Source organism: Oceanobacillus sp. GQ8, assembly GCF_059758495.1.
Window position 1 is genome coordinate 214,627 of the sequence record NZ_JCAXEV010000002.1, and the last position, 18,682, is coordinate 233,308.

General features: G+C 39.7%; 16 protein-coding genes. 10 read left to right on the forward strand and 6 right to left on the reverse strand.

The features are described from left to right. Window positions 1-316 precede the first annotated feature (316 nt). Window positions 317-1,762: a DEAD/DEAH box helicase gene (locus tag AC6CHS_RS06080; protein ID WP_498234879.1), complete on the reverse strand. Its 1,446-nt coding sequence runs from the start codon at window positions 1,760-1,762 to the stop codon at window positions 317-319. A 474-nt stretch (window positions 1,763-2,236) separates the two neighbouring features. Between AC6CHS_RS06080 and AC6CHS_RS06085 the strand changes: the two genes are divergently transcribed. The 7 genes from AC6CHS_RS06085 to AC6CHS_RS06115 all read left to right on the forward strand — a co-directional run bounded on the left by AC6CHS_RS06085 (window position 2,237) and on the right by AC6CHS_RS06115 (window position 8,502). Further along, window positions 2,237-3,517, forward strand: coding sequence for a condensation domain-containing protein (locus tag AC6CHS_RS06085; protein WP_498234881.1), 1,281 nt, complete (start codon window positions 2,237-2,239; stop codon window positions 3,515-3,517). Next, entirely contained in the window at window positions 3,514-4,179 is a 666-nt protein-coding gene (locus AC6CHS_RS06090; protein ID WP_498234883.1) for a DUF6320 domain-containing protein, read from the forward strand. The genes AC6CHS_RS06085 and AC6CHS_RS06090 overlap by 4 nt, the downstream gene beginning before the upstream one ends. 280 nt (window positions 4,180-4,459) lie before the next feature. Then, a complete protein-coding gene (gene codB, locus AC6CHS_RS06095; RefSeq protein ID WP_498234885.1) occupies window positions 4,460-5,722 on the forward strand; it encodes a cytosine permease in 1,263 nt (420 codons plus the stop codon). 79 nt (window positions 5,723-5,801) lie between these two features. Beyond that, window positions 5,802-7,073 (forward strand): cytosine deaminase, encoded by a 1,272-nt coding sequence (locus AC6CHS_RS06100; RefSeq protein WP_498234887.1) that lies wholly within the window; start codon window positions 5,802-5,804, stop codon window positions 7,071-7,073. A gap of 160 nt (window positions 7,074-7,233) precedes the next feature. Continuing rightward, entirely contained in the window at window positions 7,234-7,377 is a 144-nt protein-coding gene (locus tag AC6CHS_RS06105; RefSeq protein WP_498234888.1) for a hypothetical protein, read from the forward strand. Window positions 7,378-7,492: 115 nt separating this feature from the next. Further along, the gene (locus AC6CHS_RS06110; protein ID WP_498235680.1) at window positions 7,493-7,945 is read left to right on the forward strand and encodes a hypothetical protein; all 453 of its coding nucleotides are present in this window, start codon (window positions 7,493-7,495) and stop codon (window positions 7,943-7,945) included. Between the two features lie 131 nt (window positions 7,946-8,076). Beyond that, window positions 8,077-8,502, forward strand: coding sequence for an SRPBCC family protein (locus AC6CHS_RS06115; RefSeq protein ID WP_498234890.1), 426 nt, complete (start codon window positions 8,077-8,079; stop codon window positions 8,500-8,502). 108 nt (window positions 8,503-8,610) lie between these two features. On the opposite strand, the gene ppsA is transcribed toward AC6CHS_RS06115, so the two are convergent. Both ppsA and AC6CHS_RS06125 read right to left on the reverse strand, forming a co-directional pair. Further along, window positions 8,611-11,229 (reverse strand): phosphoenolpyruvate synthase, encoded by a 2,619-nt coding sequence (gene ppsA, locus AC6CHS_RS06120; RefSeq protein WP_498234892.1) that lies wholly within the window; start codon window positions 11,227-11,229, stop codon window positions 8,611-8,613. A 223-nt stretch (window positions 11,230-11,452) separates the two neighbouring features. Continuing rightward, window positions 11,453-13,030 (reverse strand): Na+/H+ antiporter, encoded by a 1,578-nt coding sequence (locus AC6CHS_RS06125; protein ID WP_498234894.1) that lies wholly within the window; start codon window positions 13,028-13,030, stop codon window positions 11,453-11,455. Window positions 13,031-13,397: 367 nt separating this feature from the next. On the opposite strand from AC6CHS_RS06125, the gene AC6CHS_RS06130 reads away from it, so the two are divergent. Together AC6CHS_RS06130 and AC6CHS_RS06135 are read left to right on the forward strand one after the other, a co-directional pair. Then, window positions 13,398-13,661 (forward strand): CD3324 family protein, encoded by a 264-nt coding sequence (locus tag AC6CHS_RS06130; protein WP_498234896.1) that lies wholly within the window; start codon window positions 13,398-13,400, stop codon window positions 13,659-13,661. Window positions 13,662-13,858: 197 nt separating this feature from the next. Continuing rightward, on the forward strand, window positions 13,859-14,494 hold the full coding sequence (locus tag AC6CHS_RS06135; RefSeq protein ID WP_498234898.1) for a FusB/FusC family EF-G-binding protein: 636 nt from the start codon (window positions 13,859-13,861) through the stop codon (window positions 14,492-14,494). A 50-nt stretch (window positions 14,495-14,544) separates the two neighbouring features. Here AC6CHS_RS06135 and AC6CHS_RS06140 read toward each other — a convergent pair whose 3' ends face one another. Beyond that, window positions 14,545-15,720, reverse strand: a complete 1,176-nt coding sequence (locus AC6CHS_RS06140; protein ID WP_498234900.1) for an MFS transporter — start codon at window positions 15,718-15,720, stop codon at window positions 14,545-14,547. Between the two features lie 80 nt (window positions 15,721-15,800). Here AC6CHS_RS06140 and yeiL point away from each other — a divergent pair, with 80 nt between their 5' ends. Further along, entirely contained in the window at window positions 15,801-16,472 is a 672-nt protein-coding gene (gene yeiL / locus AC6CHS_RS06145; RefSeq protein WP_498234902.1) for a transcriptional regulator YeiL, read from the forward strand. A 48-nt stretch (window positions 16,473-16,520) separates the two neighbouring features. Here yeiL and AC6CHS_RS06150 read toward each other — a convergent pair whose 3' ends face one another. Further along, window positions 16,521-17,645, reverse strand: coding sequence for an NADH-dependent flavin oxidoreductase (locus tag AC6CHS_RS06150; RefSeq protein WP_498234904.1), 1,125 nt, complete (start codon window positions 17,643-17,645; stop codon window positions 16,521-16,523). A 152-nt stretch (window positions 17,646-17,797) separates the two neighbouring features. Continuing rightward, window positions 17,798-18,676, reverse strand: a complete 879-nt coding sequence (gene rbsK / locus AC6CHS_RS06155; protein ID WP_498234906.1) for a ribokinase — start codon at window positions 18,674-18,676, stop codon at window positions 17,798-17,800. Window positions 18,677-18,682: the final 6 nt, after the last annotated feature.

Sequence of the window (18,682 nt, forward strand, 5' to 3'; positions counted from 1 at the left end):
GGGACATAACGTCCCAGCCTTTTTAAAACGCGAACAATAATAAGAAAAAACTGCTTAATTACCGCTTCGGAAAATACTCCGCTTTCCGTGGGCACGGCCTTAGTCTCCTCAGAAGCAAAAATCGCTTCTTGCGGGGCCTTCGGACTCGTGCTGTTCCCACTGGAGTCTCCGCATATTTCCTTCGCTTAAGTGTAATTTAGATTCAAAACAGAAAAAACAGCCGGGCCATAGAAGTATTTTGCAGAAATAATTCAAATGGTCCGGCTTTTGCTTTGCTTATATTATTTAATTAATTGTACCCACTCTTTTTAAGTTATTATTTAATTGCCTTGTTTACTTTTAATTTCTTTCCTTTGACCGTTGTATTCTCCATGGCTTGTATAACGACTGAGCCTTTTCCATTGAGAATATCAACATAAGACATTTGGTCATGGATGGTGATAATGCCGATGTCCTCTGCTGAGACGCCAGGGATTTTGGCAATCGTTCCAACAAAGTCAACAGCCCGAATCTTTTTCTTTTTGCCACCATTGAAATGAAGTTTCATAATGTCCTGATTGATTCGAGCTGTTTTATTATTTCTTACAATGCGCTTGCTGCTAAGTTTTTCTTCAAATGCAGCCTTTCCACTAGCCACTTCTTGTGGGCTGGGAGCTTCTATAGTAGGTATCTCAAAACCGATGTATTTTTCAATTGCTTTAAGGAATTTCCCTTCAAAAGGTGTCGAAAACGTCAGGGCTTTTCCTTTATTTCCGGCACGGCCGGTTCTTCCGGTTCTGTGTACATAGCTCTCTTTTTCCATAGGAACGTCATAGTTGATGACGAGTGTTACATTATCAATATCAATCCCTCTAGCAGCAACATCGGTGGCCACGAGATAGCGGAAGTTCCCCATTTTGAACCCTTCCATAACAGCGAAGCGGTCTTCTTGTTCCAGTCCCCCGTGGAGTCTCTCACAAGGATATCCAGCTTTATCTAGTTCGCTGTACACTGTATCTACATGTTCTTTCGTTCGGCAGAAAATCAGGCAGCTATCTGGATTTTCTACAACGGTGATATCTTTAAGAAGTGAAATCTTTTCTTCTTCTCTCACTTTAATTAAGAAATGTTCAATGGACTCGGCCGTTACCCCAGTCGATTCAATCTCTATCTGAGTAGGGTCTATCATATATTTATGGCAAAGATTTTCAACATCTTTAGGCAAGGTAGCAGAAAAGACCATGGTTACGCGGTTTGAAGGTAATGATTGGATAATCGCTTCCACTTCATCAATGAAACCTCTATTAAGCATCTCATCCGCTTCATCTATGATAAGGTACTTTATTTGATCCAAATCTAGGGTTTCTCGGTCAATGTGGTCCTTGACCCGGCCGGGTGTCCCAACGACTACATGCGTTTTTTGTTTCAATTCATCCTTTTGTTTCGTAAAAGGTTCTTTTCCATATACGGCTACTGCCTTCATACGTTTAAACCTGCCGATATTCGTAATATCTTCTCTGACTTGAACGGCAAGTTCCCTTGTTGGGGTAAGGATGAGAGCCTGTGGTTTCTTTTCCTCCCATTCAATCATATTGCAAACAGGAATACCAAAGGAAGCAGTCTTGCCGCTTCCAGTTTGAGCTTTTACGACAAGATCTTGGTTCTCCATTGCTAATGGGATGACCTTACTTTGAACTTCTGTTGGCGTTTCGTATTTTAATACAGCAAGTGCTCTTTTTATTTCGTCGCTTACTTGATAATCCGCAAAACTTCTTTTACTCATTATATAACCTCTTTAATCGTTTTTTCGTCATATGTATAGGATTCTCTCCAGGAAATATCATATGCATGATCTGAATATGCTTCATTATACTTGGAAAATACGAAAGATATTGGCTTTTCTACTAAATTAAATATTAAATGACCAATTTTATAATTTTGAGTGGAATGCAATAACTAAGAAAAGTCAGGAAGAGCACTTCATTTCGACCTGATAACTATTGGATTTTAAAAAAGAGCTGAAAGGGCAAATTGAAATTTCCGGTGACTTGGCTGTCTTACGGTGCTCTGGCTTTAATCCCGCTAACGAACCCTGTATTATAAGACTCACGGTTGGCAATAGTGCTATAATTGCAACGATAAGGTGTATTGGTATTTTCGTAATAGCCTAATTTGGCGCGCTGTTTTCTTATAAGCGCAAGACGGTTTAGAATGTAATAGCTTTTAACTATATATAAAGTACAAAGAAGGTAAGTTTATGAGTAAATGGTATAAAGTTGATAATGCAGGTAAGGTGTTTCACGCAGTAACAGAAGCCTCTAATTCCTCCGTATACCGTGTTTCTGTACTAATGAAAGACATGGTAGACGAGGAGATATTGCAAGAGGCGCTCGATCACGTCATCAAACGATTCCCGACACTAGCTGTCAAAGTACGCAAAGGGCTCTTTTGGGACTTTATGGAGAGTAATGAAGAAAAACTTAGCGTTCAGCAGGAAACGACCTATCCCTGTCACCCCATTCATCCAAAGGAGAATAATGGCTATTTGTTCAAAGTCTTATATTTTAACAAACGAATAGCAGTGGAAATTTTCCATTCGCTTACAGACGGTACAGGTGCAGTTGAGTTTCTTAAAACATTAATTTATCAATATTTAACATTGCAAGGAGAAGACATAGCAGTAGACGGGGATGCGTTATTATTTTCGGATCAAGTGCCAAGTAAGTATGAGACAGAGGACAGTTTTGAAAAGTATTATCAGAAGTCGACTCGTAATTATCTTCAGGATAAAGTACAGCGAGCGTTTCAAATTAAAGGAACGCCATTTGACCCTTCAGGCGTAAATGTTATTCATGGCGTGATTCGTGCTTCGGCTTTAAATCATGTTGCAAAGCAAAAGGGCACGTCTGTAACGGAATTTATTACCGCAGTGCTCATCTATGCTATTTACTCCGAAACAATGAAATACGGCGTATACAATGAAAATATTACAATAGCGCTGCCTGCTAATCTCCGTCGCAAATTTCCTTCCATAACATTAAGAAACTTCTTTTCCGTAGTAAATGTAAGGGTGGATGTTTCGGGTGAACTCACATTAGAGGATATTATTAAAACAGTATCGGAGCAACTAAGAAGTAAGACGGATAGACAGCACTTACAGGATGGGATCAATCGACACGTGCAGCTACAAAAGAGCTTAAAAACAAGAATTGTACCATTGTCCATAAAGTATCATGCGATGCGTTACGGGTTTAGACATTATGGGGAATTAGCGAAGACGCTCACACTAACTAATCTGGGAAGCATTATTCTGCCTGACTCGATGAAAAATTATATTGAAAGAATGGAAGTTGTCCTGTATCCCACCAAAAATAGTCCCATTAATTGTGGAGTTTCTTCTGTTAATGACCAAATGACCATTACGTTTGCGCGCTCAATTGTAGAGTCGGAAATAATTAAGTCGTTCTTCAGTCAACTGTCTCGTTTAACAGGCCTTAATGTGGAAGTTTACTCCAATAATTGGGGGGAGACGAAATGAATTACTGCAATCATTGTGGCGTGTCGGTCGATCACGTGACATGTCCCTTATGTCATCGTAAAGTAGCTGAATCAATAGATAATGAGGTAAGGTTATATCCAGACTATCCGGATATGAGACTGAAAAAAAGAAGGACATTTATCGCAAAGATAGTGACCTTTCTATATATTGTTATGGCAAGTACATGTTTTGTTATAAACCTTCTAGTAAATCCCGATTTCCTTTGGTCGCTGTATGTAGTAGGCGGAGCGCTTTATCTTTTTATAACAATGAACCATACAATCCTTTCAACGGCACATACAGGCTCGAAAATTGTTTTACAGGTAATAAGCCTATCTAGTGTACTGGTAATCATGGATATTACATCAGTTTTCCAGAGATGGTCAGTAAATTTTGCCATCCCTTTGATAATTATTATGGCTACGCTTCTGATAACCATCATTATTTTGAAAAAGCGAATGCGCTGGCGGGAATATGTGGGCTATATATTAGCCATGATTGGACTCGGGTTTGTTCCCATTGGCTTGTATATTACCGGGATTGCTACAATCCTCTGGGCATGCGCAGGAACCTCTCTCTATGCACTGCTAACACTTATTGGCATGCTGTTATTTTCATCCAAAACTTTTAAAGAGGAGTTCATTCGACGGTTTCATCTATGAGCGAGCTTTTTGTAAAAGGAAATCTACTTCTGTCCATGCACCCAATTGACACGAACTAGTTTTCCTGTCATAATCTACTTAATTGCATATGGTACCTTTAATTCAGTCCAGAGAGGCTGACAAGGACAGCGGATTTTTACAATACACGAGGAGTAGGTGTGCTTTACCCTATGCTGGTGTATTGTATAAAAAAAGAGGCTAATTGTCAGGTTAACTGGTAATTAGCCTCTTTTTTTGCTGTGATTTTTGGTACCGAAAAATCATAGTTGGGGGAATAATGATGAAAAAAATAGATGTTGAGTATTCATTACAAGCAGTACCACAGTCTGAACGAAATAATTTTTGGAAGACATTATCCGTTATGCTCGGGTTTACGTTCTTCTCTGCAAGTATGCTAGCTGGTGGGGAATTGGGGGCTGGCCTATCATTCTCACAATTTATTTTAATCATGTTAATCGGAAATATAGCGCTTGGGATGTATACAGGATCGCTTGCTTATATTGCAGCAAAGACAGGGCTATCAACGCATCTGCTGGCTAAATACGCGTTTGGAGAAAAGGGATCGTATTTGCCTTCCTTTTTACTAGGTTTTACGCAGGTTGGCTGGTTTGGTGTTGGAGTGGCGATGTTTGCTGTGCCTGTCGCAACCGCCATGGATTGGAATGTCTATGCTTTAATCTTTATTTTTGGAGTTGCCATTACAGCATCAGCTATCTTTGGCATGAAAGCTTTAGTCGTCTTAGGATTTATTGCTGTACCCGCCATTGCAATTTTAGGAAGCTATTCTGTATTTGAAGCAACAGAGTACTTGGGTGGTTTTGATACCCTGTGGAGTTATGAACCTACAGAAACCTTGACGGTAGCAGCAGCTCTAACGATTTGCGTTGGCTCCTTTATTAGTGGCGGAACGTTAACACCAGACTTTGCGCGGTTTGCCAAGACATCACGTTCTGCGGTAGTAGCAACGGTTATCGCGTTTTTCTTAGGAAACTCCTTGATGTTCCTGTTTGGCGCAGTCGGAGCAATGTCTTACGGACTACCAGATATTTCAGAAGTGATGTTTTTACAAGGATTAATGATTCCGGCAATTATTGTGTTAGGGTTAAACATTTGGACAACCAATGACAATGCCCTCTATGCCTCAGGGCTAGGATTTGCGAATATCACCAAGCTTCCTAAAAAGTTATTTGTTGTCGTAAATGGACTCGTAGGGACACTGCTTGCCATGTGGATGTACAACAACTTTGTCGGCTTCTTAAACATTTTGGGTGCCGCTATCCCTTCTATTGGGGCAATCATTATCGCGGACTATTTCTTTGTTAGAAAAAGGAAGTATGGTACGTTTAAAGAAATGACATTTAAACCAGTGAACTGGGTTGCGATTGGGGCATGGGCAAGTGGTGTTGTGATTGCACAGCTAGCACCAGGAATTACCCCATTAAATGCTTTAATTGGAACAGCTGCTGTTTATATCGTATTTATGTATCTCGCATCAATAAAAATGAAAAATGAAGAAGCACCCGTTTTAAGGAAGGCCGACTAGGAACGGCAGTCCAGGGGGAGCCCCCCGCTGATTGAAGGTTCACTTTATACATTCTTATTTTAGAAAAGGGAGATCTCACATGCTCATAAAAAATGCAACATTACGTGGAAAAAAAGGACATTGGCATATAATGATTGAAGATGGCAAGTTTGCTGCCATTACACAAAACCTTGAGGAAGTTTCGGATATAGAAGAGGTAATTGACGCAAAGGGCGCACTTGTTTTACCGCCATTCATTGAGCCACATATTCATTTAGATACAACCTTAACTGCTGGAGAGCCGGAATGGAATCAAAGCGGCACCCTTTTTGAAGGAATCCAACGTTGGTCTCAGCGCAAGGAGTCGTTAACGCAGGAAGATGTGAAGACAAGAGCGAAAAAGGCACTAAGATGGCAAATTGCACAAGGAATCCAACATGTTCGTACACATGTCGATGTAACAGACCCTAATCTGACTGCATTAAAAGCCATGATAGAAGTGAAGAAAGAAATGGCGAACTTTGTTGACATTCAGCTTGTCGCGTTTCCACAAGAGGGGATTCAATCTTTCCCAAATGGTATCGAATTACTTGAAGAGGCATTGAAATTGGGTGCGGATGTTGTGGGTGGTATTCCTCACTTTGAATTCACAAGAGAATATGGTGTGGAGTCGATGAAGACAGCCTTTGATCTAGCGGAAAAATATGACCTTCTAGTAGATATCCACTGTGATGAAATCGATGACGAGCAATCTCGATTTGTGGAAGTGGTAGCGAAAGAGGCTTATGAGCGTGGCATGGGCGAGCGCACAACTGCGAGCCATACAACAGCAATGGGCTCTTACAATGATGCCTATACAACGAAATTATTCCGCCTATTGAAGCTCTCGAACATTAACTTTGTATCCAATCCACTGGTGAACATTCATTTGCAGGGAAGATTTGATACGTATCCGAAGCGCCGTGGGTTAACACGGGTAAAAGAATTACAAGAAGCTGGATTAAACATTTGCTTTGGCCATGATGATATCTTTGATCCGTGGTATCCACTTGGAACAGGGAATATGCTTCAGGTCTTGCATATGGGAATCCATGCATCACAATTAATGGGCTATGAGCAAATCGTAAACTCGATTGATCTGATCACGAAAAACAGTGCGAAGACATTGCATATTGAAGACAAATACGGAATTGAAGAAGGAAAGCCAGCAAACTTCATCGTTATGACAGCAGAGAATGAATATGAAGTGGTTCGCAAGCAGGCTGCAGTGCGTTATTCCTTCCGAAATGGCAAGCTGATTTCCCAAACAAAACCAAGTGAAACAGCGATTACCTTGGGAAATGCAACAGAGAGAGTTACATTTGATCGATAATAGAAGAGATGAGGGCACACCTTTTGTTGGTGTGTCTTTTTTTGGTGGTAACTAGGATATTTCTGAGAGTTGAAACAATTTTGCCGTTCGTACGTATTGAATAAGGAGAAGATTAGCGAATATATTTGAAGATCATTAACTTCGTGTTAGGGGTGAGCATGTGCCAACTAGGGAAGAGGTCGACCAGCAACTTAAGGACCTACACATAGATGATACAATGCATTTTAACATAAGAAAAGAAATAGAAGTGTTGCCAACTGTTTTGGAACAAGATGAAAAGATCAGACTACTAAAACAAACTTAATAAAGACTCTTTCGGAAGCCTCATCTGAAATTGCATTACCCGGGAAATAATCGTTAGCTAACGTAAGTGTGAAAGCCTCCGTAACAAAGAACTATAATTAGGAACGGTGAACAAGATGAAATTACCCAGTGGAGTAACAGGTTTCTATAGTTTAAAAGAAGAGTCTCCGCCTCAAGTAGACGGGAAACAATTTAAACAATTATGTTTCCAGTTTGCCTTTCAAAACGGGGTGAGGATAATTGAGTTCCATATGCCAAAACACCCAACAAATTTTTATTATGCATTGGTTGAAAGGCTAGATAATCGGTTTTATATCTTGTTGAATGAACATTATCCATATCTTGCTTTCTCCTCTGCAGTTGAATTTGGAAATATTAAATTTATCGAAAGACCTGATCTTAATAATCGGTTTTCCACCTATTATCGAATACTAAGTAAAAGTGAACTAAACACCCCTTTTAATCAGGATAATCTAAATAAATCCGAGTTAAACAGGGCTGAGTTAGATCAAATTACTTTTTGGAAGCCCCAAACTGTTGGCCAAGTAATTTTTAACTACTGGGATTAAGCAGTTAGAGATAAAAACTTTTTAACGATTCTAAGTAGTAAAATAACTGTTGACCTTTTATAATATATATTAAGACACCTCATGTAACCAACTTTAATAAAAAATCATGTATTTATTAGGAGGGTATTAAAGTGGGAACATCAAAAGAAATCAGAGTAGAAGCAACTGTTCAAGCGCCAATAGACAAGGTGTGGAAGTATTGGACAGAGCCAGACCACATTAAACAATGGAACAATGCTTCAGACGATTGGCACACCCCATTTGCAGAGAATGATCTTAGAGTAGGTGGGACATTTGTTTCAAGAATGGAGGCCAAAGATGGCAGTACTGGTTTCGATTTTGGTGGAATCTATGATGACGTAAGATTACATGAGGTTATTGCTTATACCATGGCGGATGGAAGGAAAGTAAACATTACTTTCAAGGGCCATGAAAAGGAAACCGAAGTAGTTGAGACGTTTGATGCTGACGCTTCACATCCAGCGGAGTTTCAACAGCAGGGCTGGCAGGCTATCCTGAACAATTTCAAAAGCTATGTAGAACAAAATGAACCCTAAATTTATAAGTCATTAAAATGGAATAATGGCGTATCTGTCTATGTAATGACAGATACACCATTATTATTTTTTCTCTTATGTTTCTTTTTAGTTATAACAATAAAGCACTTATAATATTTCAATATATCCTTCTGTGCCATGGACGCGAATTTGTTGCCCGTCTCTTATCAATTTGGTAGCATTTTCTACCCCGACAACTGCTGGCAGGCCATATTCACGTGCGATAACTGCTCCGTGAGTCATCAGTCCACCGACTTCGGTGACTAGGCCTTTTATGGACACAAACAATGGTGTCCAGCTAGGATCAGTAAAGGAGGTGACTAATATATCTCCATCGTCTAGATCAGCATCTTCCATGTTTAAGATAACACGGGCTTTCCCTTCTATAACACCAGAAGAAACAGGTAGCCCTACAATTGCTTCGGCTGGGAGGTTTTCCCGTTTGTAATCACCTGTAATAATCTCCCCATCAGAAGTGATAACACGTGGGGGAGTTAACTTCTCATATAAGGTGTATTCATCCTTACGTTGGCTAATGATCTGATAATCTAATTTTTTTGTACTTACAACTTCGTGAAATTCTTCAAAAGTAAGATAGTGTATATCCTCTTTTTCGTAAACTACGCCTTCTTGTACAAGTTTTTCGGCTTCTTCCAGTAAAGCTTTCTTATAAGCAAAATAACGATTAATCATAGCGTATTTTGGATATTCTCGATACCCGATGAAACCCCGGATTAGGTCAATTTTCTGTTTTGTTTCTTGGGCTTTTTGTTCACCATCCGGTAATTGTATCAATCTATCTAATAACTCTTGTTCTTTCTTCAAAGCAATGCGTCGCCCATGTTCAAATTTTCGTCTGCTGGCATTAGGTTCTAAGTTCTTAATATTACTTAGGATCATGGGTACAAGTGTAATTGGTTTTTCACTCCAACGAGTTCTCGTAATATCAATTTCTCCAGCACATCTCATCCCGTATTTGTTAAGGTAATCTATTATTGCCTCCTGAGTTTCCTGTCCACCATCAAACTTAACGATTTCCTCTAAAAAGTTATTATCTTTTACATGTTGTAAATAAGCAATGACTTTTGGAAATGGACGAATCACATCTGATACATCCAATAAATCTAGCCCCATTTCAGAAGTAATATTGTTTGAAACAGACTGTGAGAGCGTATCTGCAACATTTTTTTCACCTAACCACGTATTCATCTTTTCATTGATCCATGATGAAGCATCCATAGCAGCCGTAATCACAGCCAAACTTTGTGGATCAAATAAATTTCCCTTTAATTTCTGGATATCCCTTCGAATAAAATCAAATAATTCTGATCCTGACTTTGTTTGAATGTTATGTTTTAACTCCTCTATTGAAGTTTGACTACCTCTAATCAAATCAGATACAATTGTCGGATTGTTTTCGAATTGTGCTTGAGAACTTGCAGATGCAATATCCTTTTTGCTTTTATCAGGACTCTGTTTTTGTTGATTATTTGGTTGCGATTTTATAAAATCTTTTCGTTGTAGTATAGTCAAAAGTGCGTCTTTTATGAGCGGGTCGGATTGTCCTAACGAATTTAATAAAGATTCTTTACTATCGGGTGAGGAAAGACTTTGTGTGATATCAACAAACAATCTCCCACCAGCTTGACGCATCGGTGCAGGCGTGGTTAACAGAAAAAAGGACAATCCCAACGGTTTCATCGGGTCGGTCATCATTTGCTGATGACCCACAGATACATAGACGTGATTTTCTTGAGACTTGTTCGCCTCAGGGATGGGGAATAGGACAGTGATGGGACGACTTTGGACAATATAAAATGTTTCATTAACCAAACACCATTCTATATCTTGTGGGCAACCGAAATGAGTCTCGATCTGTCTTGCAACACGTGCCAATTTTAGGATCTGTTGATCAGTAAGTGTTTGCTTCTTTTGCTGTTCAGAATTAATTTGCTGTGTTTTTGTTCCGCCTTTTTTTCGTCCATAGATCGCCAATTTTTTAGTTGCTATCATTTTATCAATGATGTCTTCTTCGTGTACTTTATAACAATCGGCAGATACCAAGCCAGAGACCAGTGCTTCTCCAAGCCCAAAACTGGCATTGATTGATAGCTGCTTTCTATTCGAGGTAATGGGGTCAGCAGTGAATAAAATTCCAGAAGCCTGCGGGAAAACCATCTTTTGAATAATAACGGATAAATATACTTGATTGTGGTCGAATCCGTTTTGCATACGGTAAATTACAGCACGATCCGTAAATAGTGAAGCCCAACATTTACTGATATGCTGCATAATCGCTTCTTTGCCAATTATATTTAGATAAGTGTCTTGCTGACCGGCAAAAGAAGCATGTGGTAAATCTTCAGCAGTTGCACTAGAACGCACGGCATAAGGATGTTGCTCGCCTAACTGGGAGAGATGCTGAGCAACAGCTTCCACAACCTCAGAAGGAACCTCTACTTCCATAATGACCTTCCGAATATTCCTGCTCACTTCACCAATTTGATCTCGGTCCTCTGCTTTTAGCAATGTCAGTTGATCCACCAGCGCATGAAAAGCTTCGTTTTGTTCAAGGGCATTTTGGAAGGCTGCTGTTGTTATACAAAATCCCTCAGGTACTTGTATTCCTTCAATTTTTGATAACTCCCCTAAATTTAACCCTTTTCCACCAACAAGGCCAAGTTGCGTTTTTTTCATTTCCTGAAAACCGAGAACTAAAGAACTCATTCTGTATCCTCCTAGTCATTACTGTTTGTTTTCGTTGACGTAATTCTCCTCTCAACCAGTATCTATTGTATTTTAGCAGTAGCAAATAAGGATGAATAGTCTATAATATCGATTTTTTCTATGCTATAATTAAACTAGAAAGAGTTAGATCTTAATATTTCTGAGTCATTTATGCTTCAAAAAAAGGCATCCATCTTACTAAAGGGGATGCCTTTTTCTCATTTTATGAATCTTCCTCTAATTCCACGATTTTGTTGGTAATCAAATCCTGTTCCTGTTGTGCTACTTCACTCGAAATAATATCTTCCTTTAACAAATGCCCAACGGCTTCGTGTTGCGCGTAGAGCGAATGCTTTAAGAGGGCGATTTCTTGTTTTTTTCTAAGATCAGGGTGTTTATGGAAAAGCGCGTTGATATCATTGTGCAATTTGGTACGTTGCTTTTTATACTCATCAACAACAGATTCTGAAACCAATTCTGTTATAAACAAGTTCTTTTTTACCTTATTAATTTCTTCAATTCCTGTCTCGTAACGATGAGCACGGGCAATAAGGGATTCATACTCTTGGTACCCTTCTTCTTTTTTATTCACGCCAAGCCATGTAATAAGCGGTTTAATGGAAAGACCCTGCACGACAAGCGAGAACAATACGACACTAAAAGCAAGAATTAAGATCTCCTCACGACCTTCAAAATCTCTCGGAAGGCTAAGAACGAGTGCGATGGATAAGGAACCTTTCAGACCGCCCCAATTTAAGACATGCTTCCAGGAGAGTGGGATGTTTTTAATAAACAGAAGGCTGCCATAGACTGCTAAGCTTCTGGCGATTAGCACGATTAAAATGGCGGTGAAAATAAGCCCCCAATGTTCTGCCACATTAATCCGTGTTATTTCTAATCCCACCATTAAAAAGACGAGGGAATTGGCTAGCAGTGTTGCGACATCCCAAAAATTACTGATGTTTAATTTGGTGGCAGGACTCATGCCTATCTTTGAACCATAATTTCCAAAAATAAGGGAGGCAACCACAACTGCGATAACCCCTGATGCCTCAAAGCTTTCTGCAAGTAAGAAGGCACCGTAGAAAAGAATAATGCTAAATATGATTTCTAATGGATAATCATCAAAGTATCGAGTGAGTCGCGAAAAGCCATAACCAAGCAATCCTCCAATAAGTAAGCCTAAGGAGATAACTTTAATAAATTCCCATACGCCATGTCCAGCGCCTAGTATCCCCATGTCGAGATAGGAGATCAGGGAGAAAGCGGAAATGTTGAATAAGACAACCGCTAGTCCGTCATTAAACAGGCTTTCCCCTTCAATTACTGTAGAAAGTCTCTTTTTCACACCTACACTCTTGAAGATGGATAAAACACTAACGGGGTCTGTAGCACTCATTAATGCTGCAAATACAAAGGCTGCAGGGATGGAAAGTCCAAGAAGCCATAAGGATGAAAAGCCGATGATTAGAAAGGATAAAAAAGTCCCACCAAACGCAAGTGCCAAAATCGGTTTTTTGCTTTCGTTTAAATGGGAAAAAGGGAGCTTTAACGCTGCTTCCCCTAATAAAGCAGGTAAGAATAACGTTATAATAACAAAGTTAAAAACTTCTCCTTCTGTAATAAAGTCTTTTAATGGCTCTAATACAGGAATGTTCACAAGCCCAATGATTGCCCCGACAATGACTAACGCAATGGGGTAGGGCTGTTTAAATTTCTTTGCAATCGCCGTAATCCCAGCTGCAATCATAACTAAAATAAGTCCAAGTTGAAAAATATGATGTAAATCCAAGTCATACATGATTCGTTCCTCCCGTACATGCAATTTTTATCTCATAGTATTCATACTTCCCTATTGAGAGAAAAACATTTCTCACTAGGTTGATTTAGAATCAATGAAAACTCTATAAAAAACAATGGAACCTAATTCCTGTATTGAAAAGGAGAAGAAATTTCATTACAGTAAGGAGGAGAGTCATATAAAATGCGTTATAAAGAGTAGGTGATAGATATGGCATTTATCATGTCTGATATTGTAGCTTCTCATGCAAAGTCTAATAATGAATAGGCGAATCTTTGCATGAGTTACCATTAAAAAATATATTCGTCTAAAGTAATTATAGGCTTTGCCCCTTATTTTCCATATTACGGATAAGGAGCTGTCTATGATGAGCTATGTTAAAGCGAATTCCATTTTACCAGAAGAGTTAATAAAAGAAATTCAGCAGTACATTCAAGGTGAAACGATATATATACCGAAAGAGAAGTCAAGCTATCAAAAGTGGGGAACGGCTTCTGGAGCAAGAAAAGCGATTGCTGAAAGAAACGCTTCCATTAAAAACGCCTATAAAGATGGGTTTTCAATAGATGATTTAGCGGAAGAATATTATCTGTCAGTAGATACCATTAAGAAAATTATTTATTCTAGCTAGATATTAAGGAGACCATGATGCACGGGAAGTCTTTCCGAAAGGATGATTTCCGGTGCTTTCGTATATGCATACAACGAATAGAAAGGCTCTGCCTATGTACAAAACGTTTTCTAATTGTTTTCTGCATAGGAATAAGAGGGTTTCTTTTCTATAATAGGTAAGGATCTGAGTTACGTTTAAAGATTGGAGAGATAGAAATGGAGCCTTTTATTCGGGTGGACCAGTTCAATTTCATTGCACGGCAAGCGCAAGAATTAGCTAGTGGCCACTCAACTTCTAATGAAAAAGCCGTATTGGGCGCATTAGAATCAATGGCTAAAGAAAGAGTATTAGCATTAATCCCTGCAATTACAGAAGAACAAGCACAGTTACTTCAACCTATTACATTGGTGGATGATAAAGATAAAGCGGAAAGGTTTTTATCACAGTTGAAACCATACGTCATTCCGTTTCAAGTGACAGAGCAAGGAATCAAAAAATTGTTTCCTAAAGTTAAAAAGTTAAAAGTACCAGCTTTACAAGAATTAGACTTGCAGCAATTATGTTATTTGAGCTGGATTGATTACAGTACGAATAAAAAGTTTATTGTGCTGAAACATAGTGGGAAATTAACGGGGTTACACGGTTCCTTCGAGATGATAAAACAGAAAGGGATATGTTCGATTTGTCATAAACATGAAGAGGTAGGTTTGTTCCTGGCACATAAAAAAGGAAAAGTACAAGGGACGTTTTCCAAGAAAGGGAATTATATCTGCAGAGATAGTGAAACATGTAACCAGAACATTACCTCACTCGATTATTTACATGACTTTGTAAATCGGTTAAAAGCTTAATAAGATGAGAAAAGTAAAAGGCTTATCCGCTGGGGACAAGCCTGTTTTTTTTAGATGGTTTCCAACACATTCCCTTTCTTAGCTTCCACGTTCCGATAAACCAACGCTAACAACATGGCTGGAATGGTACAAACGACCATGCCAATAAAAGCAAACCGTGGTTCGATTTCATATAAAAAGCCACCGAAAATGGTGAATACTGCAGTACTCCAGCTAAGCGCTAATGCAGAGTAGATGCCCTGCGCTTTTGGTATCTGTACTTGCGGAATATTGTTAATTAAGTATTTCATAAAAGCATAATGCGCCATCGCAAAGGAAAATGCATGGAGAACTTGCGCAATACTAAAGATAACAACGCTTGGAAAGGCAAATACGGCAATCCAACGTACAGAGGAACCAATTGCTGACAGTGTTAGTAAGGCTCCTACTGAAAAATTACCAAACCTTCTATCGGCAATTGAGAAGAAGATGATTTCAGCTATAACACCAATGTTAATAATGAGACCGATTAAGTATGTTGGTGCGTTGATATCTTGTAAAAAAATATAACCATAATTGTAGTAACTCGCATGTGCTGCCTGTAGTAATATAACAATTAAAAGTACGAGGCTAAAATGTTTGATTTTGAATACGGAAAAAAGCCCAATCTTTTGTGTTTGATCCGCTGGTGGTTTTATAGATAAGACAGCGGGTGCTTGCAACAGACTAAGCACCACAAAAGCTACTATTCCTAGTAATAGCGCCCAAAAAATGATCTCATCGCCAAATCTCGCTGTGAAAATAGTAAGAACCATGCCAATTGAAACAAACCCAATCGATCCCCATTGGCGGCTTCTCCCATAATGTTTTAATTGTTTATTTTGTACCAGCACACCAGCAGCACTATCTAACGCAGGCATAAGTGCTGGATAGAAAAGGTGCAGAAGGATGGTTGCTCCCATTAAACTCGTAAAGGATCCTGCCGGAATGTAAGCGATAAGGGCAATGAATGTCCCAACCCCCGCTATGTTTAATAATCGCTTACTGCTAACCTTATCGGAAAGGTAAGGAAAGGCAAATAAGGTAGAGAGTCCTCTTGCGACCAAGCCTACACTCATGATCAAACTAGCTTCTGAAACGGTAATACCTTTTGTATAGATCATCCACCCGGCCCAATAGGGTAGAAAAATGCCCCATGTCATAAAAAAACTAAAAAATCGTATGCCCATCCAACGTTGTGTATTCATTCTATATCCCCCTCATTGATTGCATGATATCATGGAAAGAAAATAGAAAATATGAGATATCTCCTATTTTGAGGTGAATAATGGAAATTTATAAAGCGAGCAAAAAACGCCTATATGTAGAAAACCACTCAATTGAACATTTGTTTTCTGCCCCGGTAGAAGCGTATATGGAGGTACATGAATATCAGCGTGATGATTGGATTATTCAAGAAGGAACGAGGCCTGACTTTCTATATTACGTGGTAGAGGGAAAAGCAAAGATCTATATCACCCATCAAAATGGGAAAGTATCGTTAATTAATTTTATCAATGCTAATGAATTTATTGGGGAAATGGAATTATTGCATGATGTGTATTACACAAAGGGGATTCAAGCCTCAACAAAAACCATTTGTTTCGCTCTGCCGATGCATAACTATCGCAGGCAACTGATGGAAGATGCGAAATTTTTGCGCGAACTAACGCGGTTTTTAAGCGTAAAAGCAACCCAGATGGCAATGAAATATACGCAAAGTCTTGCCTTCCCACTTGAAAACAGACTTGCTGATTTCATCCTGCAAACGGCCGATAACGGGATTTATAAAGAGAAACACGTTACAGTTTGCGATTATTTAGGCGTGTCCTACAGACATTTATTACATGTGCTGACCCAATTCTGTGAAAAGCAGTACTTACAAAAGGAAGGCCGGAAATATCACATTAAGCAATATGATTCCTTGAAGAGTTTGTCTCAAGTTCTAAGGAATAAGTAAGAAAAGCCAGGCCCTGCAGTTTGGTGCAGTGGCCTGGCCTTTTTGTTATTACACTCCTGGGAACCAGCCAGGTGTGTTTATGATATTTTTCCAAAGTGGGTCTGGTACAACTAATTCTTCTTGCTTCTCTTTATTAATTTCCGTAATGATTTCACTTTCTCTTCCTTCGGCTATCTTTTGGACCCAATCAGGATCAATAACGAGCTCTCTACCTAGGGCAAGAAGTGGGACACCTGTATTGAATGCTAGTTTCGCATCTTCTGCAGTATAAATGGAACCTACACCGATTAAAGGTACACGCTCGCCAATTGTTTCAAGCAGGTGTGCGATACGAGTTTTCTCTAAATCTTCTACCCCTCTTCTTGGTTTAGAGAAGAAGTCGAACAAGGAAACATGTAAGTAATCTAGTTTTTTATCTGCTAACACGTCTACTAAATGAAGCGTCTCTTCCATCGTAATTCCTGGTGTCTCAGGCTCTTCCGGAGAAAAGCGATACCCCACGATAAAGGAGTCATCTGCATGCTCTGCAACGACGCTTTGTACTTTATCAACAATTGCAAGTGGGAAAGTCATGCGTTTTTCCAGGCTTCCACCAAACCGGTCCTCGCGTAGGTTGGAATGTGGAGAAAAGAATTGCTGGATTAAGTAGCCATTAGCCCCGTGAATTTCCACACCATCATAACCTGCTTCAATAGCACGACGAGTTGTTTCACCAAAAGCTTCAATAATCTCTTCTATCTCTTCTTCGCGTAAAGGACGTGGCTTGGCAGCACCTTCTCGATCTGCTGGAACGTCACTTGCGCTCACAACATCGCCATCTGGAACAAGATCTGTGGGACTCATTTTTCCAGCATGGAAAATTTGTAAGATGGCTTTAGCGCCTTGTGCTTGAATTGCTTTTGCTAGTTTGCTTAAGCTCGGAATCATGGCATCACGATCTGCCGCAAATTCATTAGGAAATCCTTTTCCACTCGGTAAAACATATGTTGTAGCCGTGATGACCATGCTTACACCTTTAGAACGGCGAGCATAGTAGTTCACCTCTGCGTCGGTTACAGTACCATCGGGATTGGATGAAGAGTTTGTCATTGGCGCCATCACCAAGCGGTTCTTTAATTCAACACCATTTTTTAACGTTAATGGAGAAAACAAATCTTGATATTCTGGGTTCATTTTTTACTCCTCCTTGTTCTCGATATGATAATAGATCAAGGTGGGTTTGTATAATATTATGCTCGCTAATCGCTTTCATTGGAGCGGGGTCGAATTTTCCTAAAAAAAGGCACGGAATCAGCGTTAGTACATCTTGATCCCATGCCTTTCATTTACTCCAATTCACCTAATCGCTCTAAAACGGCTTCTCTCAGCGGCATTCCTTTTTGTGCTCCATGGTGCTGGACAGATAAGGATGCTGCCGCATTTGCAAAGGAGACAGCTTCCTTTAAAGCTAGGCCCTCAGCAATAGCCGAAGCTAATGCACCGTTAAACGTATCTCCTGCACCTGTGGTATCCACTGCTTTGACAGGGAAACCTGGAATGCGCATAAGGGATGTACCGTCATGGTAAAGTGCCCCTTTTTCTCCTTCTGTGACGATTAATTTGTTAGGAAATTGAGCGACAGCATCTTCTGGTTCCATACCAAAGAGTTCCTTACATTCTGTTTCATTAGGTGTGAGGTAATCAGCTAGTGCAATTAAGCCAGCTGGTAAGGCTTGCGCTGGTGCAGGGTTTAAGATGATCGTGGTTCCTACCTTGTTCGCCATATCTCCAAATGCCTCTACCACGTTGAGCGGGATTTCGAGCTGGAGGATTAACACATCACTCTTTTGAATGATGGCTGCGTATTGCTTCCATTCCTCCGCTTCCCACGAGAAGTTAGCGCCTGGTATGACGATAATAGAATTGTCGCTTTCTGCCACCGTTATAGCTGCAATGCCTGATGAGCCATCCTTTGTTTTTACATATTCTGTTCCGACGTTTTGTTGGGTTAAATTTTCTATTAATGAAATACCAAATGCGTCTTTCCCAACGTGTCCGATCATTTTCGTCGTGTTACCAAGACGAGCGGCAGCAACTGCTTGATTTGCCCCTTTGCCACCCGGGTTTGTTTGAAAGTCTTTCCCTAACAGTGTTTCGCCTTTGTTCGGTGTTCGATCCGTTGTGACGACAAGGTCCATATTTATACTTCCAGCTACCGTAATCATGTTTAC